A 24,671-nucleotide genomic window follows, 5' to 3' on the forward strand; every position below is an offset into this window, starting at 1 on the left:
CGCTTTCTTCATCCACAAGGGACAAACAATGGACAAACGTTTTGTTCAGGCCCATAAAGAAGCGCGCTGGGCGCTGTGGCTGACCCTTCTCTATCTTGCTGCATGGTTAGTAACCGCTTACTTACCTGACTCCAGTATCGGTATTACCGGCCTGCCGCACTGGTTTGAAATGGCCTGCCTGCTCGTACCGCTGATCTTCATCCTCCTTTGCTGGGCAATGGTGAAGTTCATTTATCGCGACATTTCCCTGGAGGACGACGATGCAGCTTGAAGTCATTCTGCCACTGATCGCTTACTTGCTGGTCGTGTTTGGGTTGTCCGTGTATGCCATGCGTAAAAGGAGCACCGGCACCTTTCTGAACGAATACTTCCTCGGCAGCCGTTCGATGGGGGGCATTGTTTTAGCGATGACGCTTACAGCCACCTATATCAGTGCCAGTTCGTTTATAGGTGGTCCCGGTGCCGCCTATAAATACGGATTAGGCTGGGTGCTGCTGGCGATGATCCAGCTTCCGGCCGTCTGGCTCTCTCTGGGGATACTCGGCAAGAAGTTTGCTATCCTGGCGCGTCGCTATAACGCCGTGACGCTAAACGACATGCTGTTTGCCCGTTATCGCAGCCGTTTACTGGTATGGCTGGCAAGTCTTAGCCTGCTGATCGCCTTTATTGGCGCAATGACGGTGCAGTTTATCGGCGGAGCCCGTCTGCTGGAAACCGCAGCAGGGATCCCGTACGAAACGGGCCTGCTTATCTTCGGCATCAGTATCGCGCTCTATACGGCGTTTGGTGGATTCCGCGCCAGCGTGCTGAACGACACCATGCAGGGCATGGTGATGCTCATCGGAACCATCGTGCTGCTGGTGGGGGTTGTCCATGCAGCAGGTGGGCTGAGCCACGCTGTGGAAACCCTTGAAGCGATTGACCCGAAACTGGTCGCTCCGGAGGGCGCAGATGACATCCTTTCGCCAACCTTTATGACCTCGTTCTGGGTGCTGGTCTGCTTCGGGGTTATTGGTCTGCCGCATACCGCCGTACGCTGTATCTCATATAAGGACAGTAAAGCGGTCCACCGCGGGATTATTATCGGGACCATTGTGGTGGCAATACTGATGCTGGGAATGCATCTGGCAGGAGCATTAGGACGGGCCGTGATTCCGGACCTCACCGTGCCCGATCTGGTGATCCCAACCCTGATGGTGAAAGTGCTGCCACCGTTTGCTGCCGGGATTTTCCTTGCCGCGCCGATGGCTGCCATTATGTCGACCATCAACGCTCAGCTGCTGCAAAGTTCCGCTACGATTATCAAAGATCTCTATCTGAATTTGCGTCCTGAGCAGATGGAAAACGAACGACGCTTAAAGCGCATGTCTGCCGTAATTACGCTGGTATTAGGCGCGCTGTTGCTGCTTGCCGCATGGCGTCCGCCGGAGATGATCATCTGGCTGAATCTGCTGGCGTTTGGCGGCCTCGAAGCCGTTTTCCTCTGGCCGCTGGTGTTAGGGCTCTACTGGGAACGGGCGAATGCTGCGGGCGCTTTGAGCGGCATGATTGTCGGCGGTGTGCTGTATGCCGTTCTCGCAACGTTTAAAATTCAGTACCTGGGCTTCCATCCGATTGTGCCTTCGTTACTGCTAAGTTTACTGGCGTTTGTGGTGGGCAACCGTTTCGGTCAGCCCGTCCCACAACCTGTGATTTCTACTGATAAATAAAGAGTTTTGCCATGCCGTGGATCCAACTAAAACTGAACACAACCGGCGCTAACGCCGAGGAACTGAGCGATGCGCTGATGGAGGCCGGTTCGGTCTCTATCACCTTCCAGGACACGCATGACACGCCGGTCTTTGAGCCACTGCCGGGCGAAACCCGCCTGTGGGGCGACACCGACGTTATTGGCCTGTTTGATGCCGAAACTGACATGAAAGAAGTGGTCGCCATTCTGGAAAACCATCCGCTGCTGGGCGCGGGCTTTGCTCACAAAATCGAACAGCTGGAAGACAAAGACTGGGAACGCGAGTGGATGGATAACTTCCACCCTATGCAGTTCGGCAAACGTCTGTGGATCTGTCCGAGCTGGCGTGAAGTCCCTGATGAAAACGCCGTTAACGTGATGCTCGATCCGGGCCTGGCGTTTGGTACAGGCACCCATCCAACTACGTCCCTGTGCCTGCAGTGGCTGGATGGCCTGGATCTTGACGGTAAGACAGTGATCGACTTCGGGTGCGGATCCGGGATCCTCGCCATTGCCGCACTGAAACTGGGCGCGGCAAAAGCCATCGGGATCGATATCGATCCACAGGCGATTCAGGCCAGCCGCGATAATGCTGAGCGCAACGGCGTCTCCGATCGTCTGGAGCTGTATCTCCCGGACGCGCAACCAGACGCCATGAAAGCCGATGTGGTAGTCGCAAACATTCTGGCGGGTCCACTGCGCGAGCTGGCGCCGTTAATCAGCGTGCTGCCCGTTGAGGGCGGTCTGCTGGGGCTCTCCGGCATTCTGGCAAGCCAGGCTGACAGCGTATGCGAAGCCTATGCCGATCTCTTCACTCTCGACCCGGTGGTGGAAAAAGAAGAGTGGTGCCGTATCACCGGCCGTAAAAAATAAGCTTTTGGCGTGGTCATCTGACCACGCCGCTTTCCCTGCCGATCGGCTTCATTCCTCTACTCATTCTCCGGTAAAATATCCACACAAATCATGTTGATTTGTATTACAAAAATTCACCGGAAGAATATGATGAAACACATTACAGGCAAGGCAGCGCTGCTGGCGCTGAGCATGGTTACGGCTTCAGCATTCGCATCACACTGGGGCTACGAAGGGAAGGAATCACCGGAACACTGGGGCGAACTGGACGAGGCATACAAGACCTGTCAGAAAGGAATGAACCAGTCGCCGATTAATATTGATTCGACCCTGGACGCCCATCTCTCCCCGCTCCAAACGCACTACATTGATGGCCCCGTGACGCTGACGAACAATGGCCACACCATTCAGGCAAGTGAACCGGCTGACACCCGCGATACGATCACGCTGGATAAGCAAACCTGGACGTTACAACAGTTCCATTTCCACTCTCCGAGCGAAAACACCGTTCACGGCAAGAAATATGCAATGGAAATGCACCTGGTTCATAAAAATGCCGCAGGGGAGCTGACGGTGGTTGCGGTGATGTTCGATAAAGGCGCCGCAAACCCGGAGCTTGAAAAGCTGTGGAGCGTGATGCCTCAGTTGGCCGAGCAGAACGTCTCCATCAAAGGAGATCTCAACCTGAATACGCTGCTGCCGGAAGATAAAACGTACTTCCGCTTTAGTGGTTCACTGACCACCCCTCCGTGTTCAGAAGGTGTCACCTGGATTGTGCTTAAGCACCCGATGACAGTCTCCGCAGAACAGCTCGATAAGTTTACCCATACCATGCATCACGATAATAACCGTCCGGTACAGTCTCTGCATGGACGTGTAGTGGTCGAATAAGAGGCATTTCTCGCAATACGATCATCTTCTAAAATGCGACGCAGATCGCAAAGAAGCGGGATAAACTGCTGCTAAAAACAGCAGAATATCCCGCTTCAGTGACGCTTTTATTCAGAAATGACGAGAAGTTACGGTAAATTGTAAGCGTCCATAAAATAACCATCCCCGCCTAACATAATGATTTAAATAGTGAATAATTTTTAACAGAAAGACAGAGCGGCGATTCCATGATCTATAACAGTGGATTGTTCAAAGTTTGGCCTTTCATCTCGTGCAAAAAATGCGTAATATACGCCGCCTTGCAGTCACAGTATGGTCATTTCTTAACTCATGCGCATCGGACACCACCAGCTTAGAAATCGCCTGATCGCAGCCCCAATGGCAGGTATAACAGACCGGCCGTTCAGGACGCTGTGTTATGAGATGGGAGCCGGTTTAACCGTATCCGAGATGATGTCGTCTAACCCGCAGGTCTGGGAAAGCGATAAATCCCGCCTTCGGATGGTGCACATTGATGAACCAGGTATCCGCACCGTGCAAATTGCCGGAAGCGTGCCTGAAGAGATGGCAGATGCCGCGCGGATTAACGTGGAAAGTGGTGCCCAGATTATTGATATCAATATGGGGTGCCCGGCCAAAAAGGTGAATCGCAAGCTTGCAGGTTCAGCCCTTCTGCAATACCCCGACCAGGTGAAATCTATCCTGACGGCGGTTGTCAGCGCAGTGGACGTTCCTGTTACGTTGAAGATTCGCACGGGTTGGTCGCCGGAACACCGTAACTGTGTAGAAATTGCCCAACTGGCCGAAGACTGTGGCATTCAGGCCCTGACCATTCATGGACGCACTCGCGCCTGTTTGTTCAACGGTGAAGCTGAATACGACAGCATTCGGGCAGTTAAGCAGAAAGTTTCCATTCCGATTATCGCGAATGGCGACATAACTGACCCGCGTAAAGCCAGAGCTGTGCTCGACTATACGGGAGCTGATGCTCTGATGATAGGACGTGCCGCTCAGGGAAGACCCTGGATCTTCCGGGAAATCCAGCATTATCTGGACACTGGGGAGCTGCTTGCCCCCCTGCCACTGGCAGAGGTTAAGCGCTTGCTTTGTTCGCATGTTCGGGAATTGCATGACTTTTATGGTCAGGCAAAAGGGTACCGAATTGCGCGTAAACACGTCTCCTGGTATCTCCAGGAGCATGCTCCAGATGACCAGTTTCGGCGCACATTCAACGCCATAGAGGATGCCAGCGTACAGCTGGAGGCGTTGGAGGCATACTTCGAAAATCTTGCGTAATGAAATAAAGAGCTGACAGAACTATGTTCGAACAACGCGTAAATTCTGACGTACTGACCGTTTCTACCGTTAACTCTCAGGACCAGGTAACTCAAAAGCCCCTGCGTGACTCGGTTAAACAGGCACTGAAGAACTATTTTGCTCAACTGAATGGTCAGGATGTTAATGACCTGTATGAGCTGGTACTGGCTGAAGTTGAACAGCCACTGTTGGACATGGTGATGCAATACACCCGCGGTAACCAAACCCGCGCTGCGCTGATGATGGGTATCAACCGTGGTACTCTGCGTAAGAAACTGAAAAAATACGGCATGAACTGATACTAGTCAGTTAAATGCTTGTTTAAAAAGGCGCTCTTCGGCATGGGGACGCGCCTTTTTTATTTAACTGACTGCACCACTGACTGCACAGGCCGCTGAACATCCTTGAACCACATTAAACCTTGATGTTGAATATCAGAAATCAACGCACAATATCAGAGGGATTTTATGGCTTCGGTAATGGAAGAGCTGCTGGACGATAGCGAGAAAGCAGAACATCTCCAGTTAATCATGATTAGCACTGCAACGAACGGCACAACGCCTGCTGATGATTATGCAGAGTTGAGAAATTACTTTCTTGATAATCCGCTCTATAAGTCATTAGTGCCCAGCTTTGTGCGTAAAAGCAGATCTCTCGATCAGTTCTGGCAATTTATCAAAAGCAAATTCCCCTCATATGCTGAGCGCCGTACCTACATCTGGGCCGAATTCACCCCTTTGCTCGACTTCATAGAAGGCAAGAACCGAGCACCAGCAGATGAAGTAATTACGGATGCTTTCAAATCTTTTGATACTGACGGGGTCCATGCTGTTTGGACAAAAGCTCTAGAGCGCAGACTAACAGATCCAGACGGAGCAATAACTTCGGCCAGAACGTTGCTAGAAACAGTCTGTAAGCACATCCTGGATGATATGAACGTCCCCTATAACAATAAAAATATTGAGATGTCTGAACTCTACAAGCTCGTCTCCAAAGAGTTAAATCTTTCTAGCGATCAGCATTCAGAAAGTATTTTTAAGCAAATATTAGGCGGGTGTTCCGCTGTTGTGAACGGACTTGGTACTCTCCGTAACCGTTTGGGAGATGCCCATGGTAAGAACAGAGCGGCCGTTAAACCCTCTCCGCGTCACGCTGAACTCGCTGTGAATCTCTCTGGCTCCATGGCGCTCTTTTTGATAAGTACCTGGCAACATAGAAAGGACGCTGATTAATTTTCATTTCACATGGCAAAAAAATTCAAGGAGTTACAAATGAACATTGAGGTAAAAAAAGCAGTGAAATGTTGGGCCGACCGACCAACTTGGTTTAGCCCCCATCCGATGGATGCGGCTGAATTTAAACGGGCGGTGTCAAACCTCAAGCGCCTATCCCCTACACCTACTTTCGAAGAAATCAAAGATGCAATAATGTTCTTTGTATCCGATGCGCCAACGATGTTAGGCACCCCTTCGGATATTCCTCAGGCAGTTCATGATTTCGCAGCAAAAATGTACAACAAACTGTAATAAAATGCGGGCTCGATCAGCCCGCAATATTAATTAAAAATTTTAAACTCACGGGCGAAGCCATAACTAAAGACAGGCCATAGCCATTTTACCCCATGGGTTTCCATATCCGGCTGTAAATGCGTGCATTCTGACCTCTGAGCCCTCACCGTCAGCATCCACCAGGGCAACAACTGAAGCACCTACATCAGAAACTGATACCACTATTCTGTAGCCCGTTTCAGTCTCCATTGTTGTTGCCGATGGGTTCAAATCTGACATCTTGGGTGCCAAGCAGCGAACTACCGCAGCTGGATTTTTTGGGCTTTTACCAGTGAAAATTGGAGGTTTGCTAGTAATAGTGTCTACTGAACAACCAGCCAGTAAAATCGATGCGACAAACAAGGAAAATATCTTTCTCACTTCATCCCCTTCTTTATGTTTGAATCCAACCGCATAACGGATATGCAGGCTTAATTAATAGTGTTTGGCGAATGGATAAATGACTCTTGATTTTTCTCAAGATGCGCCTTCATATGCTCACACCAACCCGCAAAAATAGCTTGATCTGTACCAGGGTAAGCTGTCAGAAAACACATAAGTATTTCGTCGGTAAGTTTGTCCTGCTGATCCCAGTCAACAATGAACTGTCTAAAAAGAGCGTAGGCCTTCGCCGGGTCCCTGTTCTGCCATGTCTCCACAACCTTATCGAAAGGAGGAACAATGTAAGTTACCTCCACCGGCAATGGCTCGTATTTCGTTGGTATTAATACCTCTCGGGTAAATACCTCACCTTCCGGCCAGAGTAGCATCTGATTTGTCAAAGCTGATCCTCCACATAGATACCTGCCGATATGATTGCACCGCCGATACGGCGCTTTCCATAAAGCAATGGTACCGGATAACCTTGTGCAGCAGTATTCGTAACGCCGCCAAATGCGTATGAAGCCTTATTGTCCGCACTTTGTTTGCTTGCAAGTCCAGTAGGTTGTGGAGAAAGTAATTGCACAACACCGCCAGCGATCATGGCCGCTCCAAGTTTCCAGGCAACGGGCCCCCATGTTCCGCCACCCCATGCTTGACCAACCGTAACCCCAATTGCCCCTACTACCACTAGTACCGCGCCGAGAATAGTTTGTAACATCCCTGCTTTTTTACTTCCAATTACCACCGGAACGATATGAATCTCGCGTCCATTGTTCGGAAATTCCAGGTCATCTGCCCCAATGTTCTTTTTCCCGACATAAATCGCATACGTTAAACCGCGAGCTCTACTTGTATTCATGTATTTTTCGAATCCGGGAATTGTTACGGCCAGAGCCCGAAAAGCTTCATGCGTAGTCCTTACAAGGCGCTGGTGAGTTTTACCGAAGGTCTTACCTAGCGGGCCAAACATACGGATGGTAGCAAGTGTTTCATTGTTAGCTGTATTCATCGTTCTACTCCAGTCAGATACCGTTAAATGTCGCCAGCCGTTGTTTGTGGCTGTCGCTCATGTCGAAAGCAAAATCCTCGTGCTCAGCCTGGAAGGTTCCGAACGCCATTAGCGCGGATACCGCCGGGTCTATCTTGTTAGAGGATTTCTTCTTGTTGGGCTTAATGTTGGCGTTGGCGTCAGACTCCATCACCACGTTCCCAATCGCCCAGGCCAGAACCGGATCGCCACGGTGGCGAACCACTCTGCGATTAACGAACACCTCAAAGGATTTCGCCACCGGACTGAATTTGAGATAGGTTTGCGGGAACGGCTCCACATCAAGCCCCGCCCCCTGTAGCTGGGTGCGCAGGTGCGTGGCGTTCCACGTATCGAAACCCACCAGCCGGATATTGAAGGTTTCAGCATCGCGCAGAATATCGTCACGGATGCGGTCATAGTCGATGCAGTCGCCAGGCGTGGTGCGTATCCAGCCCGCTTTTACCCACTGGCGGTAGATGGCGCGGTTTTTGTTGGCGACGTTAAGCAACTGTGCTTCCGGCAGATAATGACGGGTAAGGAGTCTGATCTCCCTGTCGAACGGGAACGCGTAGCTTACGCTGGTGATGTCGCTGGTAGAGGACAGGTCAAACCCGGCGTAGCACTCCATCCCGGCAAGGTCTTCTTCGGTATAGTCGAGCGCACAGGCATCCCATGCCCCGGCCCCCATCCACGGCGTGGAGCCCTGGCACCAGATATTGAAACGCTTGGTCAGCATTTCGACCCACTGCGACGGTATGCCCCGCGCTTTCTGGATAGTGGATTCCAGTTTCGCCGCATCAACGGACACATGCAGGTTAGGGTTAGCCTTGATCCACATTTCAGGCTGCTCAACCTCGCTTTCGTCGTCCAGTTCGTAGATCAGGACAAACAGCGAATCGTTGCTCTCTTCCCCGGCCAGAATCTGGCAGCAGTAGTCATAATGCTGTTTACAGGCAGAGACAACGTTACTCCCGGCGGTCGTGATAGCGAATAAAATCGCCTCCGGACGTGCGCCCATACCCAGCTCAAGCGCGGAATAAACACCATTATCCGGGTGAAGGTGGTATTCATCGACAATCGCCAGGCTGGGGTTAGTCCCCTCAATGGTGGCCGCTTTCGCCGCCAGAGGCTTTAACAGGCTGTTGTTTTTCGGGAAAATGACCTTATGTGCCTGGATATTGACACGCTTTTTCAGCGGTTTTGACAGCAGGCACATCTGGCGGGCATCGTCGAATACGATTCGGGCCTGATCACGACTCACCGCCGCCGTGTAGATATCCTGCTGGCCCTTCTCCATCACCAGAAACCAGTTAGCCAGCATGGCGGCCACGGTTGATTTGGCGTTCTTACGCGGCACCTCAATAAATGCGCTGCTGTACTTCCGGCGCCCTGACTCGCTGTTCTTAAAGCCCAGCAGATTAGCAAAGGCGAACTGTTGCCACGGCTCCAGCTCTATAGGCTGGCCGCGCAGCGGGCCTTTGACGTGTGGACAGAGCCGGGAGAAAGCAATAAACCGCTCCACGGTCGCCGTATCGAACTCATAACGGGGGTCATTCAGGTCTGAAAAGTACCTTTCAACGGCCTGTTTTACGCGCTTACAGGCCGGAATTTCACCGGATTTAATGGCGTTTGCGTAATCATTCCAGACGGTCAAGCTCGTCCTCCTCTTCCGTTTCTACCGGATTACGGCGGCGGCTTACTGGATCAAAGCCCAGCAGCGACGACATTTTAATCATGATTTTTTCAGCGTCGGCCTTTGCGCTAAGCGCCGGATTACGGCTCTCGCCGCCCTGGCTGTTAACAATGCTGAATCCGCGGCTGGCAAGGTCTTCCACTGCTTTGCGGTACATCGAATAGTTAACGCAAAAAAGCTCAAGGTTGTTCCAGTCGGCGGGAGTCAGATCCCCGCGTTCGGCCAGTTGCTTTGCCTTCGCCTTCCACTGCTGCGCGGCTAACTCATCAAGGTAAGCGGGCGGTTTTGGTGGTCTTGCCATAAAAATTTCTCGTTTCCATCGCGTTTTATTTTCAAAAAAATCACCGTGCGTAAAAATTTGAGGGGGCAGGCGGTGCCTTGCAGCAGGGGGGTTGTCTTTAAAACCTCCCCCACCCCGCCCATGCCGCCTGTCAGCGGTTGCGGAAGCATTCCATCACCTCCCGATCACGTTCACTCATGCGCTTTGCTACGGGATTCGTGTGCGCTCTCTGTCTGGCAGGTTGCCATGCCTCGCGCTGCTTTATCAGCCCACTAATCAGCCGCTGCTGTTCCTGCTCGGTCATTGTCAGCCTCATACATCCAGTCATTGCGACGGGCTGCACGCTCTTCCTGCTCACGGTACAACCCTGCTTTGCGCTTCGCTTTGGTGGTTGGGTCTTGCTGTGTGGTCTTCTGGTTATGATGCACCTGGCATAACGGCTGGTGATTCCACTCAGGCCAGAACAGAACATCATCACCGCCGGTGATAGGGATGATGTGATCGACAATCTTTGCAGGAACGTAGAGGCCATGCTTCTGACACTCAACGCACAGCGGATAGCGCTTAAGGTACTGAGCGCGGTACTTCTCCCATGAGGCTGAATAGCCACGGGCGCGACGGTGGCCGCGTCTGGCATCCTCTGCCCGCCACGCTTCCCGCTTATGCTCGTCACACTTGCCAGACTTCACCCGCTTATTGCATCCCGGCTCTGTGCACCGGCGTAGTGGTTGCCACGGCATCAGTACACCCCCACATCTCGGTAGACAGACCACAACGCAGAGACAGCCATCGGTATTTCTTTGGCGTCGGTGTCACCAATCATCGTGCGGTACTCGTACAGCTGAGAGACGTACATCAGACAGCCAATCTTGATAGCAGGGGTGAACTCCAGACCGTTATCAAATCGCTTGCCAATATGCTTCTGGCAGACCTCCAGCGCAGCTTCGATGTACGCCTGTATCAGCGTGTCTTCATAATCGTCATCAATACGGCAATGCAGCTTTGCTTCTTCCAGACCGATTAACTCACTCATTGAAAATGCCTCCCTTGCACAGCAGCTCAAGCCGGGTGTGATCCACATCAGGAATTACGGCCACAATGCCGTAAACCTGCCCCCGGACGTTTGGCGAGCGGTACAGAATGCGGTTTGCGGTGGTTATATCGTCGCGGTAGCGCGTCCAGATTCGCACTGTAGCCTCGGAGTAAAGTGCCCCGGAAGACATGCGCTCACGCCCGCTGATAGCTCGAATTTCAGCCCAGACGGTGGCAAGGTCAGCCCATTCATAGATAACCTGACCAGTCGGGTCGCGGTGAGATTCAGACTTCTGAAAGGTAACGCGGCGTTTCATCTTTCCGGCTCTCATTCGTCACCTTCCTTGCCGTCTTTGCTGATCTTCACTTCTTGCTTCCATGCCTGGCTGAATTCGTCACCACCTTCACGCGGCGGCATCCCCTCACGTTCACGGGCTTCGTTCGGGTTCATGATCCCGTTCTTAATGCCGCGCTCATATGTGGCGTAACGTTCGGTTGGCGTGGCGCGGAGAAGGTCAGCAGAGTCGAACTCCACCTGGTAGCGGGTTCCCGGAACCGGAGAGGCCACCAGCAGCGCAGATTTGATTTGTTGTTCGAAGTTCGCCAGCCACGGGCGCATGGTCATGGTAAGAAATGCGCGGCTCGCTTCGCTAAAGTTGCTGTAAGTGCTGTTGCTGTATTCCTGGAGGAAAATAGGCGACACGTTGAACATGCGGGCAATGTCTTCAATGGTGAAGCGACGTGAGGCCAGCCATTCAGCATCCTGATTGCTCATGCCAAGCTGCTTGTAGTCCATCCCCCCTTCAAGGATCGGCGTTTTCCCGGCGTTTTTGGCCCCTTTGTAGCGCTCCAGAGCATCCATTGCCTGTTTGCCCTTCACGCTGTCGAGCCACTCTTTAGTGACCACCACACCCGCCGCCATCATGCCATCTTTCATAATGCTGGCACCGTGGCGCTGCTGTGCAAGACCTAACCCCAGCGCCTCACGGCAGATGGAGATCGGAGAACGCCCCATAAAGCCATCATCGGTCGAGTAGCGCAGGTGCAGAATCTCTTCTTGCAAGTAGGTGCGCACAGCCCCGCTAAACGGCTCAGTAACAGTGTATTTGTACTTATGCTGGCCGATACGCTCAGGAACAACCGCCCCCGGCGCATACGGATGCAGGGATTGCGGCTGGCCGTCACGGCCCCACTGGATCACCGCATAGGCGTTACCATTAAGTAGGCAGTGACGCATCATCGTGCGTTTAAACTGGTAAGGCGTCTGGCAGTCGTTCGGCTGCTCGTTCAGGAGAAAATCCACCGGGTGATTGCTCAGCCATTCTCGCGCCTCACGACCATTATCATTACGGACGCGGTAGAGATAGCAGGGCATTGTTGCCACCGCCTCACTGATAACTGATACGGCGTTCATGACCGCAGGCAGAGATTCCGCAGTACCCGCAGACACATACTCGCCTGATCCGGTATTAGGAATCCCTGCCATCGCCAGCCACTCATCAATGGTCATACTGCGCTGCTCAGAGGGTTCAGACTTACGGCCAAACGGCCAGATATTCCACATATCAAAGCCCCGCTAACTCAGCCCAGCGGCGACGGTTATCGCCAGCGCGGCGCAGTTCAGGATGTTGGGAGAAAAGCGAACGGTGCGCGATTTCCACGCCAGACTCAGGATAAGCAGGCATAGAGGTAACGGTAATCTCCCGCAGTTCGGCAGCGGTAACAGTGCGCAGGTATGGAGACTGAGCAATATCCCACGCCTCTTTCAGCGCCCGGAAACCAAAGCTCATGCCGGAGATATCCCCGCGCTCCACCAGCTCCAGCACATCGTTGCCAAGCTGGGTATTCGGCGGGGTCAGTTCGAAGCGCAGCCCGGTATCGTCTTCGGACAGCACCAGCGTGCCGGATTTAGTGCGGCCCAGCAGCTGGGTATAGTTATGCTCGTACAGCGCACGCACATCGCTACCGGATGCCAGGCTGTCTTTAAATGCGCCCGGCGCAAACTGCTCACGGAACTCGTCCCAGATAATTTCTGAGAGACTGTTCCAGCGCACGGCATAGCCCACCAGCTTTTTGTTGCTGGCGCTCACTTCGGAGGTACGGATTTCAAAATCGATTGTTTTCATTACTGGACTCCACAGAGGGCAAAAAGGGGCCGAAGCCCCTTAAACGTCAAATCAGGAACCGGAGCCGGAAAGCTCAAGCACCTTGATGGCGTTGGAGTCCACCACGCCGCCGCCCAGGTATTTATCGGTATGCACCTTGTAGAAACCCGGTTCGGTGATGTTGTCAGGACGGGTACGCACGCCAGTGGTGTGATCCACGATGAAATAGCCGCGTTTGAAGTCGCCAACCGCAAGGAACGCTTTACCCGCATCCGCATCCGGCATGGTTTCCAGATACTGAACAGGACGGCCCAGCAGCGTATCGGGAGAACCGGCAACCAGACGATCGCGCCAGATGTAATCCCCGTTGCCGTTTTTCAGCTTTTGCAGTTTGGCGGCGGTGTTGGAATTCATCACCCATACGGCGTTCTTGCGGTATTTGGATTTCAGCTTATACAGAAGGTCGATCAGACCATCAGAGGAAACGTCAGCGAATTCCATCTTCTCCAGCGTACCGAACGGACGGGCTTTATCGGCAGTGGCCGCGCGAGGGTAAGACAGGAACCCTTTGGATTTTTTATCACCGTCGCCGTTCACAAAGTCACTTTCTTCGGTAGCGGTGAAGGTGTCAGCAATTTCAGAAGACAGCCAGCCCAGAATATCCACCTCGGAGAAGTCGAGAATCTCCTGAGTGGTTTTCGGGTAGGCGTAGATCGGGTTGAGTTTGATATCAACGCGCTCCATCTTCGGCGTACTGGTTTCGGTACGTGCCTCACCTTCGGTACCACGATTAACGGTAGTGCCGCCCACAGATACCAGCTTCTGGTATTCGTTGGTTTTGGTGGTCTTCACCGTTGCGATCGAGCGCATCACGCTATCATCCTGCAACTGGCGCATGATCTCTTTGTCCAGCTCAGGGATAACGGTATAACCGCCGTCAGCCTGCACCAGCGTGGAGAGAGAGCGGGTATCACCGGTCATGATGTAGTGGCGCAGCTCGTCGTTGCTTACTGGCTCACCTTCAACGGAAGTACCTGGCAGATTGCGCTGATCGTCGGCGACGGCTTCAAGACGGGTGATTTCAACTTCAAGCGCATCAGCCTGGGCGCGGAGTTCATCGAACTTTTTGCCCTCTTCTTCGTTCAGGCTGCGCTTTTCGGTGTCGGCTTTGTCCAGCATGGAACGCATCTGTGTTTTGAGTGCGGCTTTCTGCTGGCGTAATTCGAGTAATTTCTTCATGGAGTGGTTTCCGTAACAATTAACGTTGAGACGTGAAACCAGCGCTTGGAGGGGAGGCCGTCAGTAAAGGAGCCTGTCTGAAGGGCAAAAAACCTGACGGCCAGTGGCGGCTCACGTCTGAGTGCCACTCTTAAAGATATACATAAGGATTTCTTAGTAAATGCATGATTTTCATCATAAACAGCAACGAACAATGGCGAACATATTATTTACAAAAGAATAAAGCATGGGGGTAGTGCAGACATAAAAAAACCCAGCCAAGCTGGGTTTTTAAATCAACGTTCTTCAGCACGCGCTCGCTTACGCTCATCGCGGTTTTGCTGTCGACGAACAGCAGATGCGAAAGAAACTTTACGAAGATTCCCGTTTTCTTGCGTGCTTGAAGAGCAGCGAGCACTTGGAATGGAGCTGTCAGCGCTCAACTGCAAATCATTCTGATGATTGAGCTGAGTAAGCATGCTATGTACCTTTTCAGAAACGTATGAATGATATGCGGGTATGTCGCCGGTAGCGATTTGATCGTACCGCTCGACGTTCCCGTAGTTATTCGATGGAGTCCAAATCTTAACTTTGGTTGCACCACCAGTAGCTCTATCTTTGTACGAAGCGTAACTCATCGCGCCAAGTACGTTACAACCTTGAGAGCTCAAAAATTTTTTCTTCTTACAAGAGTAGTAGAAATAATCACAAGCATGTGATCCTCCACTCCCAATGTAATGTAAATGCGTTTGCTTTTGCGGCTGTTGCTTCTCTTCACCATAAAAATGGCTGCCACTGAAATCTATGATCGAACCATCAGCCTCAGAAACAGTAATGGATTCTAGCGATTCACCGGTCAGATTGGCTATCAGCTGAAAGTATTGCTCATGGGTAATGAGCTCAAGGATCACTGCCTGTTCTACCAGAATCGGGTTTTCATCACCAGCAAAAATTGTTATCTCAGAGTCTGCAACAACAAATTTTTGCGTGGGATGAGTGTCATCTGGTGTGTTATCCAGCTTGTATGACCAACGAGAGTCAACCGCCCAAAAGCTACATGTTTTCCCAAAAGCTGTAGTCATCTGTCAGTTTTCTTCAGTAAGATCAACAACATAATTTCCATCAACAGATGATAAGCATCTGAGGAGTGTGATACTACCTTATATGGGAAATATATGCTTAATATTTTTTCGTATGTTCTTCACCATTTTCATCAAAAGTATCGGCATATGTCGTACAAATTTTAGCAACTTTTAGGAGTCAACCTTGCTCCTCAACTCTTGCAGATGGCTGAGAAGAACATCAAACTGTACACCATTAGTCGCTAAGATCTCATCAGAAAACGTACTCCTCAAAAAACCATGATGGTCTATCCAGAACAGGGCACCATTAGCTAGTATCTGTTGGTACTCTGCCGTTGACATAGAGCTCATATCATGAAGCCCATAATAATCGTAATGTTCCTTTATTTCACGAATCGTAATAGGCATAAATTCTCCTTGTTTGTCTAACTTGCCGCATTTGATGCCGCGTTTGGCAATGCCGCACTTAGCGCCGCACCAGTTTTCTCAAAAAATTACGCAAACCCAGTAATGACGGGGGTTTTAGTGAAATGCCGCACTTAGCGCGTGTATACAGGGACTAAGTGCGGCATTTGGTCATAAAACATACTAAATGCCGCACATGCCGCATTTCCCGCCGCATTTACTCAATCGTTACCGGGTAAAGGTTCTCACCCTCGATGCGAATAATTTGCTCACTCTCAAGCTTGTCCAGCCAGCGCGGGAATGACTTTCTCACTTTATCTGCCCCCAGTGATGCACGCAGATCGTCTTTAATGACGGAGATAGTGCATGGCTCCCCCTTAGCTGTTCGGCTGCGAACTGCCTGCCATAGTGCATGGTGGTTATCGCTAAGACGGGAGACATGGGCCAGTTCAGGCTCAACCTCTTTAGCCTCTCTCGGCTGATCGTGCACCACCAGAGAGCAAACCAGCTCACCATCTTCATCGGTATAAAGCTCTGCCGTTCTAAGGTCATACGCCTTACGCTCTGGCTCCTCAGCATCTTTCATCTTGGTGCAGGTCAGAATAAGCGCCTTTCCATCTCCTTCACGCTTAACATTAAACTCGGTATCAAGCGCGGCGCGGAAAGCACTGGAACCACGAGCCCCCTTCCCCTCATCTTTGCCGGAGTGGTGTACAACCAGCACCGTTGCACCCGTTTTCTGTTTGATAACGTCACACCCCTCAATAAACGCCCCCATATCACGAGCGTCGTTCTCGTCGTTACCACCAAAACAACGGGCCAGCGTATCGATCACCACCATGCGAACCGGTACACCACATTCGGCTTCAATCTGCCTGGCAGCCAGAAGCACTTCCGTTACCTCTGACTCACGCACAGGGAACACCGGACGATTGACCAGCCAGAGGTTGTCTGCCTGTATGCCGTGCGCCTGCTCCCAAGCCTTTATACGCCGGGGAACGCCTACGCCCCCCTCACCAACCACATACAGCACCGCGCCGGGAGTGACCTTCTTCCCCGCCCATGGAAGACCCGCAGCGATGTGACAGGCCCACGATACAGCGAGAAAACTCTTATACGAACCGCTGGGACCGTAAATGCTGCACAGTGATTGCGCTGGCAGAAAGTGTTTAAGGATATAGTCCTGACGGATATCAAATCCCTCAGAACCGCGAGAGAGAGGCAGCTTTGTCCTGAACTTTGCACCAGCATCAGGGAAGACGCGGTGAATGCGCTGCACGTCAGACAGCATGGCATTCATTTCCCCTTCGCCTATCTCTTCCACCAGCACTGAACGCCGTGCGGTAATCATTTGTTTGCGGTCCGTATCGAGATACCCGGCATCACAAAGCTCCTCATACGGCATTGCTGCTATCTGGTTAAGGCGAGCCACCAGCTTTCCGTAACGGGTAGTGGGGTCCTTATGCTGGTGGAGGGCTTTATCCAAATCGCTGCGACTGTACTGCTTGCCATGCGCCCACAGATACGAACAGGTGAACAAGGCATCAGATACAGTTTCTACAGCTGTCAGTTGTACCGTCATTTTGGAATGCCCCCGCTCATCTGGAATTTGCCGATCAGAGGATGGAACCAGTACGCAGAGCCATATTTGCGCTTAGCACTGCGCAACACCAGCCGAGCCGCTTCCCTGAACTTTTCATCAGGCGCAACGAACCCGCCAGATTTCAGCTTAACCAGCATCACCCCTGTGTTTTTCGCCAACTCCTCAGCCTTTTTGGTTGAGATACCGTATTCAGCGGCCAGTGTTGCTACTGGCGTCATACCCGGAGGGATTTCTCCTCCCTGACTATCGGTGAGTGACTTAACCTGTGCCTCAAGATGCAAAATCTTTTCAACCAGCAGATCAACGCGGTTAGCCAGCTCGTTGAATTTCACGTTACTGATCATTTGCGTTCCCCTTCAGCTGGAAGGACGAATGACTTATCCAAAGCGTTAGCCAGATCATCAGCCAAGCGCGATGCAATATCCATTAAAGCCATCAGGTGGATGCGCTTCTTTTCATCGTTCGCTATAGCTACAAAAGCTGCACACGAAAGAAGAGCCGAAACCTCTTGAGCAGTGGTCAATAAGTCCTGATCGCTCTTGTAGGTATAAAGGTTATCCATTGAGCGCCCCCTTTGAATTCTGCTCGACCATGCTTGCCGCCAGTTGATCCGATACTCGTCTGGCCAGACTGATAAGGTTTTCACGCTCAACCTGATCTACGTCGCACTCCTCGACAACCATCAACAACGCAGCCAGTTCACAGGCTATTGACGTGCTTTTATTGGTTAATTCACGCATGGCAAACCTCCACAACCCGAAGATCATGAAATGGCAGGCGAGCAGCAAAAATGAGGTTTACCCCCGGCATAGTCTCGCGGGCCTCCTGTTCGCTGGATGCGTTGACGTAGATCACCAATGGTTTGGCGGTAGGGTAGTGCTCAGAAGCGGAGAGAAATCTCCATGTAAATTCCGGGCGAGTTTGGGTAGACTTCTTGAAAGCCATAGCTGTTACCTCAGATAACGGTTTGGTTAGAGGCCCGTTGGTGTTGGTAGCGCCAGCGGGCTTCGTCTTTTCTGTACCCTGATTATCAACCAAGGTGTAAGTAACTTTATTTTTAGGTGGCTTACATGTCAATGCTTTTGTGTAAGACTGATTCTGTGTATATTGTCTTACACCAGCATACGGAGGATTGCAGATGGCTACAGGCCCCAAAAACACGAAGTCACAATCATTAACCGCCCGCATCCCACACGATGTCATAGAGGGAATGGAGTCCGTCAAACGGAACGACGAAAGCAATGCAGCGTTCATCGTAGCCGCCATGCGCGGGGAGATCGCCCGACGCCAAGCAGAAGGAAACGGGGAAAATATCCTTGTTTCTTCCCTCGATACGCTAGCGCAGGTAGAAAAGATTGGAGTCAAAGCCTCCGAAGAGATCGGACAACTTATCAGCGTTGTTCGTGACGAACTCCAGCGCAGGAAGGCCAAGTAAGCAGACAAGGAGTGATACCCGATATCTGGATAACGGTCGAAACTACGGGATTTTCCCGGGGTATGCTGCATTGCAGTACACCCGGCACTCTGTTCCAGTTCTCCCGAAGTTTCGGGAGATTGGGTATGCGCCAATGCCGTACACCCTAAACAGCCCAATTTCTGGGTAGTTTCACGTAACCGCTCCATTGACGCAGTTCCTGTAATCACAGGAGCGCTCAGGCTTTGACCACCAGCTATAGGCCTGGTATGCTGATTCTGTTCTTTGTTTTCGGTACTACACTGGCGGCCCTGCATGGTCGCCTTTGTTTTTTGTGCCATACCTCCCCCTTAAGCTGCTTTGCAGCGGCTTTGCTGCCACTCAGAAACTTCAGAGAGAAGCCAACCCACAGCACGGCCACCCAGTTTACGGCGGGCTGGGAATTGACCTTCTTTTTCCATCATGTAGCGGGTTGTACGGCAGATGCCTGTTAACTGGCGGCACTCGGCTTCGCGGATAACTCTTTCTGCTGGCTGCTGGGGTTGTTTAATGTTGTTCATAAAAAAATGCTCTCGTTCGCTAAGGTTCGAGAGCATTTAAAAACAACGTTAAAATTGATCGGGTGATATCACATTATCTAGTGGTGATATCACCTACCTAAATATTTCTGCCATGTCTGCCGGTGGGTTTCCGGGAAGTCAACACCTTTCCTCGCTGCTGTTGCTTCTATGATGTTTACGATTTTTGATACAGGGGTATTATCGAAATCTACATCAGACATATCATCAATGAGACGTAATAAGCATTTAATTAACTCGCCTTTTTTAGCAACTGTTTTTCCAGACTCATCCATAGACGGGAAAGATGGTTCCTGCTTTATGTCTTCCAATTGCTCAGCCATTACGCAAAGAAATCTCTTTGAAATTCTAAAGTCCTTTTCAAAGAGAACTACAAGTGCTTCTTCTGATGTAATATCTGGCTCAGTAGATATACCTGACACTGAGAAATAGTCGTCTTCATCTGTAAACTCCAGATCTATGCAGTCAATTGGCCCAATATAGAAAAAGCCCTTAACCTTTTCGACGTTATACCCTCTACCAAAATCACCATCTTTATTAATGATGTTAGAAATAGAAATGCGCCAATGCTCATCAACAATATCAGTTGCATTGCCAATATCCTCATGAAAACCAAAAGGAACATTCATAACCATTCGCCCTATATTTTCGTCGGGCACAATATCACAGTAAAAACACAATCTTAGCGATTCAGTCGCTGCATAATGAAAAATATCTCTCGCAGAGCAATGTAATTTTTGCGCAGCAATATCAATCGGATAATATAATCTTTCAGGAAGCTCGTACTTCTTTTCATCGGTTCTTTTCATTATTTCACCGCCATTATAACAACATTATTTTGGCTTTCAGAGAGCAGGTCTAAACGATCCATCCACTTATTCAATGCGTCCAGCTTTTCAGGTAAATACTGACTGCGGTTATAAACGGACATGACACCCCCCAGCGCATGGCCCAGAAGCTGCTCGACAACATGCGGAGCAATTCCCATGTTGTTCAGAGTCGTGGAAAACGTACGGCGTAGATCGTGAAGCGTCCACGGTTCAGAGTGGCCCAGACGCTTATACAACATCCTTCCCCACTGACTGACAGCTTCCGGTTTCTTTATCTCTCCAAGCAAAAGCCCTGTGCTTTGGTGCTGCTCTAAGAGCTGTTTGATAAATGGGCGGATATCTACGGGAATAGGCCGTAGTATTTTCTCACCACCTTTGCTGTGCTCTTTTGGTACCGTCCAAACCCAATCATTTAGATCCCATTCGCTTACGCGAGACAATCTCAATTCCTGAGTTCGGCACCCAAACACCACTAGCAGACGTAAAAGCGCTGAGTAGTAGGGCTTAAATTTCAGTCCGGTACTTTCCCGCCAGATATCGGCAAGCTCCTGTCTGGTATGTTCCCGGTCGCGCTTATTCTGCTTTCTGCCTACATCGTCGATCGTCAGGTCGTCCAGGACGTTGCTCACCGCGTACCGATGAACCCGGCAGAACTTAAGAGCTTGCTTACACATCTGCAAAAGATAGCCAGCAGCTACAGGCGCTTCGTTCCTTACCCTGGCGAAACATTCCAACCAGTGGCGAGTTTCACACATAGAAAGCGGATAAGTGCCTATATAAGGAAAGATATGCTTATTGAGCTGCTCAATGTGCTTTTCAACATTAGCGCGGTTATGGGTGGCATATTCCCTGATCCAGTATTCAAGGACATCCCTGACCGTCACCGGTTTTAACGTTTCCTGAGTGGTAACGCTCAACTGGTGCTTTGGATTCTTTCCTTCTGCGAGCCATGCGCGACACTGCTCTCGTTTCTCACGAGCTGCTTTGAGTGAAAGGTCTGGATAATTACCCAGCTTTATACGCTGAGATGTTGATTCCCGGCCACCTATGCGGAAAGTGAAATACCAGGTCAACACACCCGATCTGGACACCTTCACACTCAGCCCATCGCCATCAGCATAGAAGCTGTCTCCGGGGCTCTCCCTTTCCAGCATTTTACGAAGCGATGTATCGCTTAATTTGTTCGTTCCACCAGCCATTGAAAACCTCAGTTCATATCATTTGGTGCACCAAACTGACTGCACCACTGACTGCACATCTCAATGTTACTCTATGAACAGCAATGAACAAAGGCAAACCAGAAAAACAATTTTATTGTTTTACATCAGCATGATAGATAATCATTAGCAAACATAGCCGAACGGTAAAAAACGTAGGTTTTGAAAATACGGCATGAACTAATTTCGGTTAGCAAATGCTTGTTTAAAAAGGCGCTACCTGGCATGGGGATGCGCCTTTTTTATTACTTTCTCTTCTCCGTCAACGCTGTGTAAACCTTCGTTTATCCCGCTTTTAAAGCTCGGTTTTTCGTGTATATTTCACCCACCCTACTGGCGCTCTTCTCGCGGAATGACACAATGATTCGTAAATACTGGTGGCTGGTTGTCTTTGCAATCTCCGTTTTCATTTTCGATACACTGCTGATGCAGTGGATTGAGCTGATGAGCACCGAAACCGATAAGTGTCGCAATATGAACTCCGTGAATCCGCTCAAGTTAGTGAACTGCTCAGAACTCGACTGACCGCGCGATTGCGCAAACCACCCTGCTATTACCCAGTAAAAACGGGGATTTAAATCCCTTTGAGCCGTTACCTTACGGTGATAATGTCTCGCCCTTCTCAACCGCTCTGGCGTAACTTCACACTCGAGTAGAACCGACCATGCTGGTTAGCCAATACAACTCAATCCTTGTTGTCCTCTCCTTTGTTGTTGCCATCCTTGCGGCGTATACCGCCCTGAATATGGCTGCACGTGTCGCCGGGAGTCAGGGCGTCGCCGCACGCGTCTGGCTGGCGGGCGGGGGCATTGCAATGGGCATTGGCGTGTGGGCCATGCATTTTATTGGCATGCTGGCGATGGACCTCTCCATGAGCATGAGCTACAACGCCACCCTGACGGTGTTATCCATGGTTATCGCCGTGGGATCGTCACTGTTTGCGCTGTGGCTTGTCAGCAGCGAACAATTGCGCTTGCGTCGTCTGCTGCCAGGCGCGCTGGTGATGGGTGGCGGTATTGTTGCCATGCATTACACCGGCATGGCAGCGCTGGAAGTGATGCCCGGGATTATCTGGGACACGTTCTGGGTCGCCATTTCGGTTGTGATTGCCCTTGCCGCTTCACTCGCGGCACTCTGGCTAACCTTCCGCCTGCGCCACGAAGCCGCGCAGGTCGTGCTGATGCGCATGGGTGCCGCCATCACCATGGGGATTGCCATTGCCGGTATGCACTACGCCGGGATGAAAGCCGCGCAGTTCCCGATGTCCACCATTGTTCATCATGACGGTATAAACGGGAGCTGGCTGGCGGTGCTGGTCAGCGTCGTCGCGCTCTCTATTCTTGGGATCACCCTGCTGGTGTCGATGCTGGATGCCCGTCTCCAGGCACGTACCGCCCTTCTGGCCTCATCGCTTGCAGAAGCGAATCGGGAACTCGCACAACTGGCCCTGCATGATACCCTGACGCGGCTGCCCAACCGTATTCTTCTGGAAGACAGACTCGATCAGGCCATCAGCAAAGCCGATCGTGAAGGCACCCGTTTTGCGCTGATGTTTATGGATCTCGACGGTTTTAAAGCCGTCAATGATGCCTACGGCCATGATGTCGGCGACAGGCTGCTGGTCGCCGTCACGCAGCGTCTGCTGCTTCTCCTGAAAGGCCAGTTCACCCTTGCACGTATCGGCGGTGATGAGTTTGTTCTGCTGGCAGAGGGTGAAGGTCCCGACGATGCGGCCTCGCTGGCAAATTCGCTGGTGCATGCCATCGATACCCCGTTCAATCTCGACCCCTATGAACTGGTGGTGACCCTCAGTATTGGCATCGCACTTTATCCTCACGACGGCAAAACCGAGCGCGAGCTGATGTTTAATGCCGATGCCGCGATGTATCACACGAAGCATATGGGCCGGAACGGTTACCACTTTTTCCAGCCCTCCATGAATACCCTGGCGCAGACCCATCTTCAGCTAATGAACGATCTGTGGATGGCGATCGATCGTGATGAGCTACGCCTGCTGTATCAGCCAAAATTTAACGCTCCCGCAGGGCCGGTTCTCGGCTTTGAGGCGTTATTACGCTGGCAACATCCAAAGCAGGGATTACTGACTCCGGACCTCTTCCTGCCGCTGGCGGAAAAAACGGGGCTGATCATCCCCATTGGCAACTGGGTCATTAATGAAGCCTGCCGCCAGCTGCGGGAATGGCATCTTCAGGGGCATCAAAGCTGGTCAATGGCGGTCAATCTGTCAACGTTGCAGTTTGAACAACCTTCACTGGTTAAAACGGTTCTCGACTGCCTGGCGCGTCATCATGTGCCGCCGGAAATGTTGATCCTGGAAGTGACGGAGACCACGGCAATGAGCAACCCGGATGAAAGTGTCCGGGTGCTGACAGAGCTGACGGATGCAGGCGTGAAGGCCTCCATTGATGATTTTGGCACCGGATATTCAAGCCTGCTCTATCTCAAGCGCTTGCCGGCCTGCGAACTCAAGATCGACAGGGCATTTGTGAAAGAGTTAAGCGGTGAGAGCGAGGATGCCACCATTGTTTCGGCGATTGTGGCCCTCGCAAAAACACTTAACCTGAAAGTCGTGGCGGAAGGGGTGGAAACCGAAGCACAGCAAAACTTTTTGACCAAGCTTGGCTGTAACACCCTTCAGGGTTATCTGTTAGGTAAACCTGTCAGCGCACAGACCGTAGAGGCACTTTGTGCCCGGGGAGAAATGTTACCTGGCGCGGAGCTGTAATCATCATGAGGCGATACGCGAACAATCGGGAGTGTCGCCAGAATGCTATCGACAAGTGCCGGCGCCTGCTGATAGAGATTAAAACTGTCGTTATTCATTAACCAGTTTTTAATGATTCCGCTAAAAAAAGCGTGAAATACGATCAAGGTGAGGTCCACATTCATCCTGGGTGAAATAATTCCCCGCGAAATACAGCCCTCCAGCGTGACACGTAACGCGTCATCATTGAACCCAATACGCTTTCTGATTTCACTTTCTGAAATCATATCGCTGCTAAATTCACACTTATGATACAGAATTTGTAAAAGCGCACATTGCCGCGGCTCAAGGGCAATATACTGTAATGCTGTAATAAACTGCTCACGAAGCATTAACAACGGATCGTCATTTTCGGAAAGGGAAAGCCGGTCGCGAATAATATCGCGAAGCGGTAATTGCTGTTCCCAGATGGCATTAAAAATTTCAGATTTACTGGTGAAGTGCCAGTAGATCGCGCCGCGCGTCACCCTGGCGGCATCCGCGATGTCCGTCAGCGTCGTATTGGCTACGCCACGTGTTGCAAACTGTCCGATAGCCGCCTCAATCAGCTGCTGTCGGGTCTGTTGAGCCTCTTCTTTCTTTTTACGCGCCATAGACGACTACTCGTTATACACAAGGTTTATAGATATTGCTGCGTTCATAAAAATGAAAGTATTCACCAATTTCCGTTTTCATTTTG

General features: G+C 51.2%; 34 protein-coding genes. 11 read left to right on the forward strand and 23 right to left on the reverse strand.

Translation table 11 applies throughout. The features are described from left to right. Window positions 1-28 precede the first annotated feature (28 nt). The 8 genes from SP99_RS19970 (at window position 29) to SP99_RS20005 (ending at window position 6,315) form a co-directional block, all read left to right on the forward strand. Entirely contained in the window at window positions 29-271 is a 243-nt protein-coding gene (locus SP99_RS19970) for a YhdT family protein (RefSeq protein ID WP_047959562.1), read from the forward strand. After that, window positions 261-1,709: a sodium/pantothenate symporter gene (panF, locus tag SP99_RS19975; RefSeq protein ID WP_047959563.1), complete on the forward strand. Its 1,449-nt coding sequence runs from the start codon at window positions 261-263 to the stop codon at window positions 1,707-1,709. Before SP99_RS19970 ends, panF begins: the two co-directional genes overlap by 11 nt. A gap of 11 nt (window positions 1,710-1,720) precedes the next feature. Next, window positions 1,721-2,602 carry a 50S ribosomal protein L11 methyltransferase gene (prmA, locus tag SP99_RS19980; protein ID WP_025756650.1) on the forward strand — a complete coding sequence of 294 codons (882 nt, stop codon included), beginning with the start codon at window positions 1,721-1,723 and terminating at the stop codon, window positions 2,600-2,602. 129 nt (window positions 2,603-2,731) lie between these two features. Then, a complete protein-coding gene (locus tag SP99_RS19985) occupies window positions 2,732-3,472 on the forward strand; it encodes a carbonic anhydrase (protein ID WP_025756649.1) in 741 nt (246 codons plus the stop codon). Window positions 3,473-3,802: 330 nt separating this feature from the next. Beyond that, window positions 3,803-4,768 (forward strand): tRNA dihydrouridine synthase DusB, encoded by a 966-nt coding sequence (dusB, locus tag SP99_RS19990; protein ID WP_047959564.1) that lies wholly within the window; start codon window positions 3,803-3,805, stop codon window positions 4,766-4,768. A 23-nt stretch (window positions 4,769-4,791) separates the two neighbouring features. Next, on the forward strand, window positions 4,792-5,088 hold the full coding sequence (gene fis / locus SP99_RS19995) for a DNA-binding transcriptional regulator Fis (RefSeq protein WP_000462905.1): 297 nt from the start codon (window positions 4,792-4,794) through the stop codon (window positions 5,086-5,088). Window positions 5,089-5,256: 168 nt separating this feature from the next. Next, window positions 5,257-6,021: an abortive infection family protein gene (locus SP99_RS20000; protein ID WP_047959565.1), complete on the forward strand. Its 765-nt coding sequence runs from the start codon at window positions 5,257-5,259 to the stop codon at window positions 6,019-6,021. Between the two features lie 39 nt (window positions 6,022-6,060). Then, window positions 6,061-6,315, forward strand: a complete 255-nt coding sequence (locus tag SP99_RS20005; RefSeq protein ID WP_014072012.1) for a hypothetical protein — start codon at window positions 6,061-6,063, stop codon at window positions 6,313-6,315. Window positions 6,316-6,381: 66 nt separating this feature from the next. Here the strand turns inward: SP99_RS20005 and SP99_RS24790 are convergent, their stop codons facing one another. The 19 genes from SP99_RS24790 to SP99_RS25260 all read right to left on the reverse strand — a co-directional run bounded on the left by SP99_RS24790 (window position 6,382) and on the right by SP99_RS25260 (window position 18,422). Continuing rightward, on the reverse strand, window positions 6,382-6,717 hold the full coding sequence (locus SP99_RS24790) for a lipoprotein (RefSeq protein WP_131798041.1): 336 nt from the start codon (window positions 6,715-6,717) through the stop codon (window positions 6,382-6,384). Window positions 6,718-6,767: 50 nt separating this feature from the next. Beyond that, window positions 6,768-7,118 (reverse strand): hypothetical protein, encoded by a 351-nt coding sequence (locus SP99_RS20010; protein ID WP_226814029.1) that lies wholly within the window; start codon window positions 7,116-7,118, stop codon window positions 6,768-6,770. Next, window positions 7,115-7,729 carry a tail assembly protein gene (locus tag SP99_RS20015; RefSeq protein WP_047959566.1) on the reverse strand — a complete coding sequence of 205 codons (615 nt, stop codon included), beginning with the start codon at window positions 7,727-7,729 and terminating at the stop codon, window positions 7,115-7,117. Before SP99_RS20015 ends, SP99_RS20010 begins: the two co-directional genes overlap by 4 nt. A 13-nt stretch (window positions 7,730-7,742) precedes the next feature. Then, entirely contained in the window at window positions 7,743-9,404 is a 1,662-nt protein-coding gene (locus tag SP99_RS20020; protein ID WP_047959567.1) for a terminase large subunit, read from the reverse strand. Next, the gene (locus SP99_RS20025; RefSeq protein WP_000113647.1) at window positions 9,388-9,744 is read right to left on the reverse strand and encodes a phage terminase small subunit P27 family; all 357 of its coding nucleotides are present in this window, start codon (window positions 9,742-9,744) and stop codon (window positions 9,388-9,390) included. The genes SP99_RS20020 and SP99_RS20025 overlap by 17 nt, the downstream gene beginning before the upstream one ends. Before the next feature lie 130 nt (window positions 9,745-9,874). After that, complete coding sequence (locus SP99_RS25145) at window positions 9,875-10,027, reverse strand: hypothetical protein (protein WP_086598403.1); 153 nt, start codon at window positions 10,025-10,027, stop codon at window positions 9,875-9,877. Next, window positions 9,996-10,463 carry an HNH endonuclease signature motif containing protein gene (locus SP99_RS20030; RefSeq protein ID WP_047959568.1) on the reverse strand — a complete coding sequence of 156 codons (468 nt, stop codon included), beginning with the start codon at window positions 10,461-10,463 and terminating at the stop codon, window positions 9,996-9,998. The genes SP99_RS25145 and SP99_RS20030 overlap by 32 nt, the downstream gene beginning before the upstream one ends. Beyond that, window positions 10,463-10,756, reverse strand: a complete 294-nt coding sequence (locus SP99_RS20035) for a head-tail connector protein (protein WP_001549740.1) — start codon at window positions 10,754-10,756, stop codon at window positions 10,463-10,465. The genes SP99_RS20030 and SP99_RS20035 overlap by 1 nt, the downstream gene beginning before the upstream one ends. Continuing rightward, window positions 10,749-11,087: a phage head closure protein gene (locus SP99_RS20040; RefSeq protein WP_023304516.1), complete on the reverse strand. Its 339-nt coding sequence runs from the start codon at window positions 11,085-11,087 to the stop codon at window positions 10,749-10,751. The genes SP99_RS20035 and SP99_RS20040 overlap by 8 nt, the downstream gene beginning before the upstream one ends. Further along, window positions 11,084-12,319, reverse strand: a complete 1,236-nt coding sequence (locus SP99_RS20045; protein ID WP_045357820.1) for a phage portal protein — start codon at window positions 12,317-12,319, stop codon at window positions 11,084-11,086. The genes SP99_RS20040 and SP99_RS20045 overlap by 4 nt, the downstream gene beginning before the upstream one ends. A 1-nt stretch (window position 12,320) precedes the next feature. Beyond that, window positions 12,321-12,881, reverse strand: a complete 561-nt coding sequence (locus SP99_RS20050; protein ID WP_019077813.1) for an HK97 family phage prohead protease — start codon at window positions 12,879-12,881, stop codon at window positions 12,321-12,323. 51 nt (window positions 12,882-12,932) lie between these two features. After that, window positions 12,933-14,099: a phage major capsid protein gene (locus SP99_RS20055; RefSeq protein WP_047959569.1), complete on the reverse strand. Its 1,167-nt coding sequence runs from the start codon at window positions 14,097-14,099 to the stop codon at window positions 12,933-12,935. Window positions 14,100-14,374: 275 nt separating this feature from the next. After that, window positions 14,375-15,160, reverse strand: coding sequence for a hypothetical protein (locus SP99_RS20060; protein ID WP_045357826.1), 786 nt, complete (start codon window positions 15,158-15,160; stop codon window positions 14,375-14,377). Window positions 15,161-15,331: 171 nt separating this feature from the next. Further along, window positions 15,332-15,568, reverse strand: a complete 237-nt coding sequence (locus SP99_RS20065) for a hypothetical protein (protein WP_045357828.1) — start codon at window positions 15,566-15,568, stop codon at window positions 15,332-15,334. Between the two features lie 214 nt (window positions 15,569-15,782). Beyond that, window positions 15,783-17,147: a helicase RepA family protein gene (locus SP99_RS20070; RefSeq protein WP_063162758.1), complete on the reverse strand. Its 1,365-nt coding sequence runs from the start codon at window positions 17,145-17,147 to the stop codon at window positions 15,783-15,785. After that, window positions 17,144-17,512 carry a hypothetical protein gene (locus SP99_RS20075; protein ID WP_014072026.1) on the reverse strand — a complete coding sequence of 123 codons (369 nt, stop codon included), beginning with the start codon at window positions 17,510-17,512 and terminating at the stop codon, window positions 17,144-17,146. Before SP99_RS20075 ends, SP99_RS20070 begins: the two co-directional genes overlap by 4 nt. Beyond that, window positions 17,509-17,730: a hypothetical protein gene (locus SP99_RS20080; protein WP_006178882.1), complete on the reverse strand. Its 222-nt coding sequence runs from the start codon at window positions 17,728-17,730 to the stop codon at window positions 17,509-17,511. Before SP99_RS20080 ends, SP99_RS20075 begins: the two co-directional genes overlap by 4 nt. After that, window positions 17,723-17,908, reverse strand: a complete 186-nt coding sequence (locus tag SP99_RS20085) for a hypothetical protein (protein ID WP_047723482.1) — start codon at window positions 17,906-17,908, stop codon at window positions 17,723-17,725. The genes SP99_RS20080 and SP99_RS20085 overlap by 8 nt, the downstream gene beginning before the upstream one ends. Next, complete coding sequence (locus tag SP99_RS25260; RefSeq protein ID WP_312845097.1) at window positions 17,901-18,422, reverse strand: host cell division inhibitor Icd-like protein; 522 nt, start codon at window positions 18,420-18,422, stop codon at window positions 17,901-17,903. Before SP99_RS25260 ends, SP99_RS20085 begins: the two co-directional genes overlap by 8 nt. Between SP99_RS25260 and SP99_RS25155 the strand changes: the two genes are divergently transcribed. Beyond that, window positions 18,307-18,603: a YlcI/YnfO family protein gene (locus SP99_RS25155; RefSeq protein WP_014072029.1), complete on the forward strand. Its 297-nt coding sequence runs from the start codon at window positions 18,307-18,309 to the stop codon at window positions 18,601-18,603. The genes SP99_RS25260 and SP99_RS25155 overlap by 116 nt on opposite strands. 329 nt (window positions 18,604-18,932) lie before the next feature. On the opposite strand, the gene SP99_RS20100 is transcribed toward SP99_RS25155, so the two are convergent. From SP99_RS20100 to SP99_RS20110, 3 genes are all read right to left on the reverse strand, one after another. Next, entirely contained in the window at window positions 18,933-19,142 is a 210-nt protein-coding gene (locus SP99_RS20100) for a helix-turn-helix transcriptional regulator (protein ID WP_047959570.1), read from the reverse strand. 89 nt (window positions 19,143-19,231) lie between these two features. Then, window positions 19,232-19,969 carry a hypothetical protein gene (locus tag SP99_RS20105; protein WP_047959571.1) on the reverse strand — a complete coding sequence of 246 codons (738 nt, stop codon included), beginning with the start codon at window positions 19,967-19,969 and terminating at the stop codon, window positions 19,232-19,234. Beyond that, on the reverse strand, window positions 19,969-21,189 hold the full coding sequence (locus SP99_RS20110) for a tyrosine-type recombinase/integrase (RefSeq protein ID WP_047959572.1): 1,221 nt from the start codon (window positions 21,187-21,189) through the stop codon (window positions 19,969-19,971). The genes SP99_RS20105 and SP99_RS20110 overlap by 1 nt, the downstream gene beginning before the upstream one ends. A 378-nt stretch (window positions 21,190-21,567) precedes the next feature. Here SP99_RS20110 and SP99_RS20115 point away from each other — a divergent pair, with 378 nt between their 5' ends. Next, window positions 21,568-21,732 carry a DUF2556 family protein gene (locus SP99_RS20115; protein ID WP_025756647.1) on the forward strand — a complete coding sequence of 55 codons (165 nt, stop codon included), beginning with the start codon at window positions 21,568-21,570 and terminating at the stop codon, window positions 21,730-21,732. A gap of 139 nt (window positions 21,733-21,871) precedes the next feature. Continuing rightward, the gene (locus tag SP99_RS20120) at window positions 21,872-23,953 is read left to right on the forward strand and encodes a putative bifunctional diguanylate cyclase/phosphodiesterase (protein WP_047959573.1); all 2,082 of its coding nucleotides are present in this window, start codon (window positions 21,872-21,874) and stop codon (window positions 23,951-23,953) included. Here SP99_RS20120 and envR read toward each other — a convergent pair. After that, entirely contained in the window at window positions 23,869-24,585 is a 717-nt protein-coding gene (gene envR, locus SP99_RS20125) for an acrEF/envCD operon transcriptional regulator (RefSeq protein ID WP_047959574.1), read from the reverse strand. The genes SP99_RS20120 and envR overlap by 85 nt on opposite strands. Window positions 24,586-24,671 lie beyond the last annotated feature (86 nt).

This window comes from Enterobacter sp. BIDMC92 (assembly GCF_001030225.1).
GTDB lineage: Bacteria > Pseudomonadota > Gammaproteobacteria > Enterobacterales > Enterobacteriaceae > Enterobacter > Enterobacter sichuanensis.

Bases quoted from the DNA above. Each gene is read 5' to 3' on its own strand.
- SP99_RS19970 (WP_047959562.1), top strand. From the start codon at position 29: ATGGACAAACGTTTTGTTCAGGCCCATAAAGAAGCGCGCTGGGCGCTG.
- panF (WP_047959563.1), top strand. From the start codon at position 261: ATGCAGCTTGAAGTCATTCTGCCACTGATCGCTTACTTGCTGGTCGTG.
- prmA (WP_025756650.1), top strand. From the start codon at position 1,721: ATGCCGTGGATCCAACTAAAACTGAACACAACCGGCGCTAACGCCGAG.
- SP99_RS19985 (WP_025756649.1), top strand. From the start codon at position 2,732: ATGAAACACATTACAGGCAAGGCAGCGCTGCTGGCGCTGAGCATGGTT.
- dusB (WP_047959564.1), top strand. From the start codon at position 3,803: ATGCGCATCGGACACCACCAGCTTAGAAATCGCCTGATCGCAGCCCCA.
- fis (WP_000462905.1), top strand. From the start codon at position 4,792: ATGTTCGAACAACGCGTAAATTCTGACGTACTGACCGTTTCTACCGTT.
- SP99_RS20000 (WP_047959565.1), top strand. From the start codon at position 5,257: ATGGCTTCGGTAATGGAAGAGCTGCTGGACGATAGCGAGAAAGCAGAA.
- SP99_RS20005 (WP_014072012.1), top strand. From the start codon at position 6,061: ATGAACATTGAGGTAAAAAAAGCAGTGAAATGTTGGGCCGACCGACCA.
- SP99_RS20015 (WP_047959566.1), bottom strand. From the start codon at position 7,729: ATGAATACAGCTAACAATGAAACACTTGCTACCATCCGTATGTTTGGC.
- SP99_RS20025 (WP_000113647.1), bottom strand. From the start codon at position 9,744: ATGGCAAGACCACCAAAACCGCCCGCTTACCTTGATGAGTTAGCCGCG.
- SP99_RS25145 (WP_086598403.1), bottom strand. From the start codon at position 10,027: ATGACCGAGCAGGAACAGCAGCGGCTGATTAGTGGGCTGATAAAGCAG.
- SP99_RS20030 (WP_047959568.1), bottom strand. From the start codon at position 10,463: ATGCCGTGGCAACCACTACGCCGGTGCACAGAGCCGGGATGCAATAAG.
- SP99_RS20035 (WP_001549740.1), bottom strand. From the start codon at position 10,756: ATGAGTGAGTTAATCGGTCTGGAAGAAGCAAAGCTGCATTGCCGTATT.
- SP99_RS20040 (WP_023304516.1), bottom strand. From the start codon at position 11,087: ATGAGAGCCGGAAAGATGAAACGCCGCGTTACCTTTCAGAAGTCTGAA.
- SP99_RS20045 (WP_045357820.1), bottom strand. From the start codon at position 12,319: ATGTGGAATATCTGGCCGTTTGGCCGTAAGTCTGAACCCTCTGAGCAG.
- SP99_RS20050 (WP_019077813.1), bottom strand. From the start codon at position 12,881: ATGAAAACAATCGATTTTGAAATCCGTACCTCCGAAGTGAGCGCCAGC.
- SP99_RS20055 (WP_047959569.1), bottom strand. From the start codon at position 14,099: ATGAAGAAATTACTCGAATTACGCCAGCAGAAAGCCGCACTCAAAACA.
- SP99_RS20060 (WP_045357826.1), bottom strand. From the start codon at position 15,160: ATGACTACAGCTTTTGGGAAAACATGTAGCTTTTGGGCGGTTGACTCT.
- SP99_RS20065 (WP_045357828.1), bottom strand. From the start codon at position 15,568: ATGCCTATTACGATTCGTGAAATAAAGGAACATTACGATTATTATGGG.
- SP99_RS20070 (WP_063162758.1), bottom strand. From the start codon at position 17,147: ATGACGGTACAACTGACAGCTGTAGAAACTGTATCTGATGCCTTGTTC.
- SP99_RS20075 (WP_014072026.1), bottom strand. From the start codon at position 17,512: ATGATCAGTAACGTGAAATTCAACGAGCTGGCTAACCGCGTTGATCTG.
- SP99_RS20080 (WP_006178882.1), bottom strand. From the start codon at position 17,730: ATGGATAACCTTTATACCTACAAGAGCGATCAGGACTTATTGACCACT.
- SP99_RS20085 (WP_047723482.1), bottom strand. From the start codon at position 17,908: ATGCGTGAATTAACCAATAAAAGCACGTCAATAGCCTGTGAACTGGCT.
- SP99_RS25155 (WP_014072029.1), top strand. From the start codon at position 18,307: ATGGCTACAGGCCCCAAAAACACGAAGTCACAATCATTAACCGCCCGC.
- SP99_RS25260 (WP_312845097.1), bottom strand. From the start codon at position 18,422: ATGAACGCTGCATTGCTTTCGTCGTTCCGTTTGACGGACTCCATTCCC.
- SP99_RS20100 (WP_047959570.1), bottom strand. From the start codon at position 19,142: ATGAACAACATTAAACAACCCCAGCAGCCAGCAGAAAGAGTTATCCGC.
- SP99_RS20105 (WP_047959571.1), bottom strand. From the start codon at position 19,969: ATGAAAAGAACCGATGAAAAGAAGTACGAGCTTCCTGAAAGATTATAT.
- SP99_RS20110 (WP_047959572.1), bottom strand. From the start codon at position 21,189: ATGGCTGGTGGAACGAACAAATTAAGCGATACATCGCTTCGTAAAATG.
- SP99_RS20115 (WP_025756647.1), top strand. From the start codon at position 21,568: ATGATTCGTAAATACTGGTGGCTGGTTGTCTTTGCAATCTCCGTTTTC.
- SP99_RS20120 (WP_047959573.1), top strand. From the start codon at position 21,872: ATGCTGGTTAGCCAATACAACTCAATCCTTGTTGTCCTCTCCTTTGTT.
- envR (WP_047959574.1), bottom strand. From the start codon at position 24,585: ATGGCGCGTAAAAAGAAAGAAGAGGCTCAACAGACCCGACAGCAGCTG.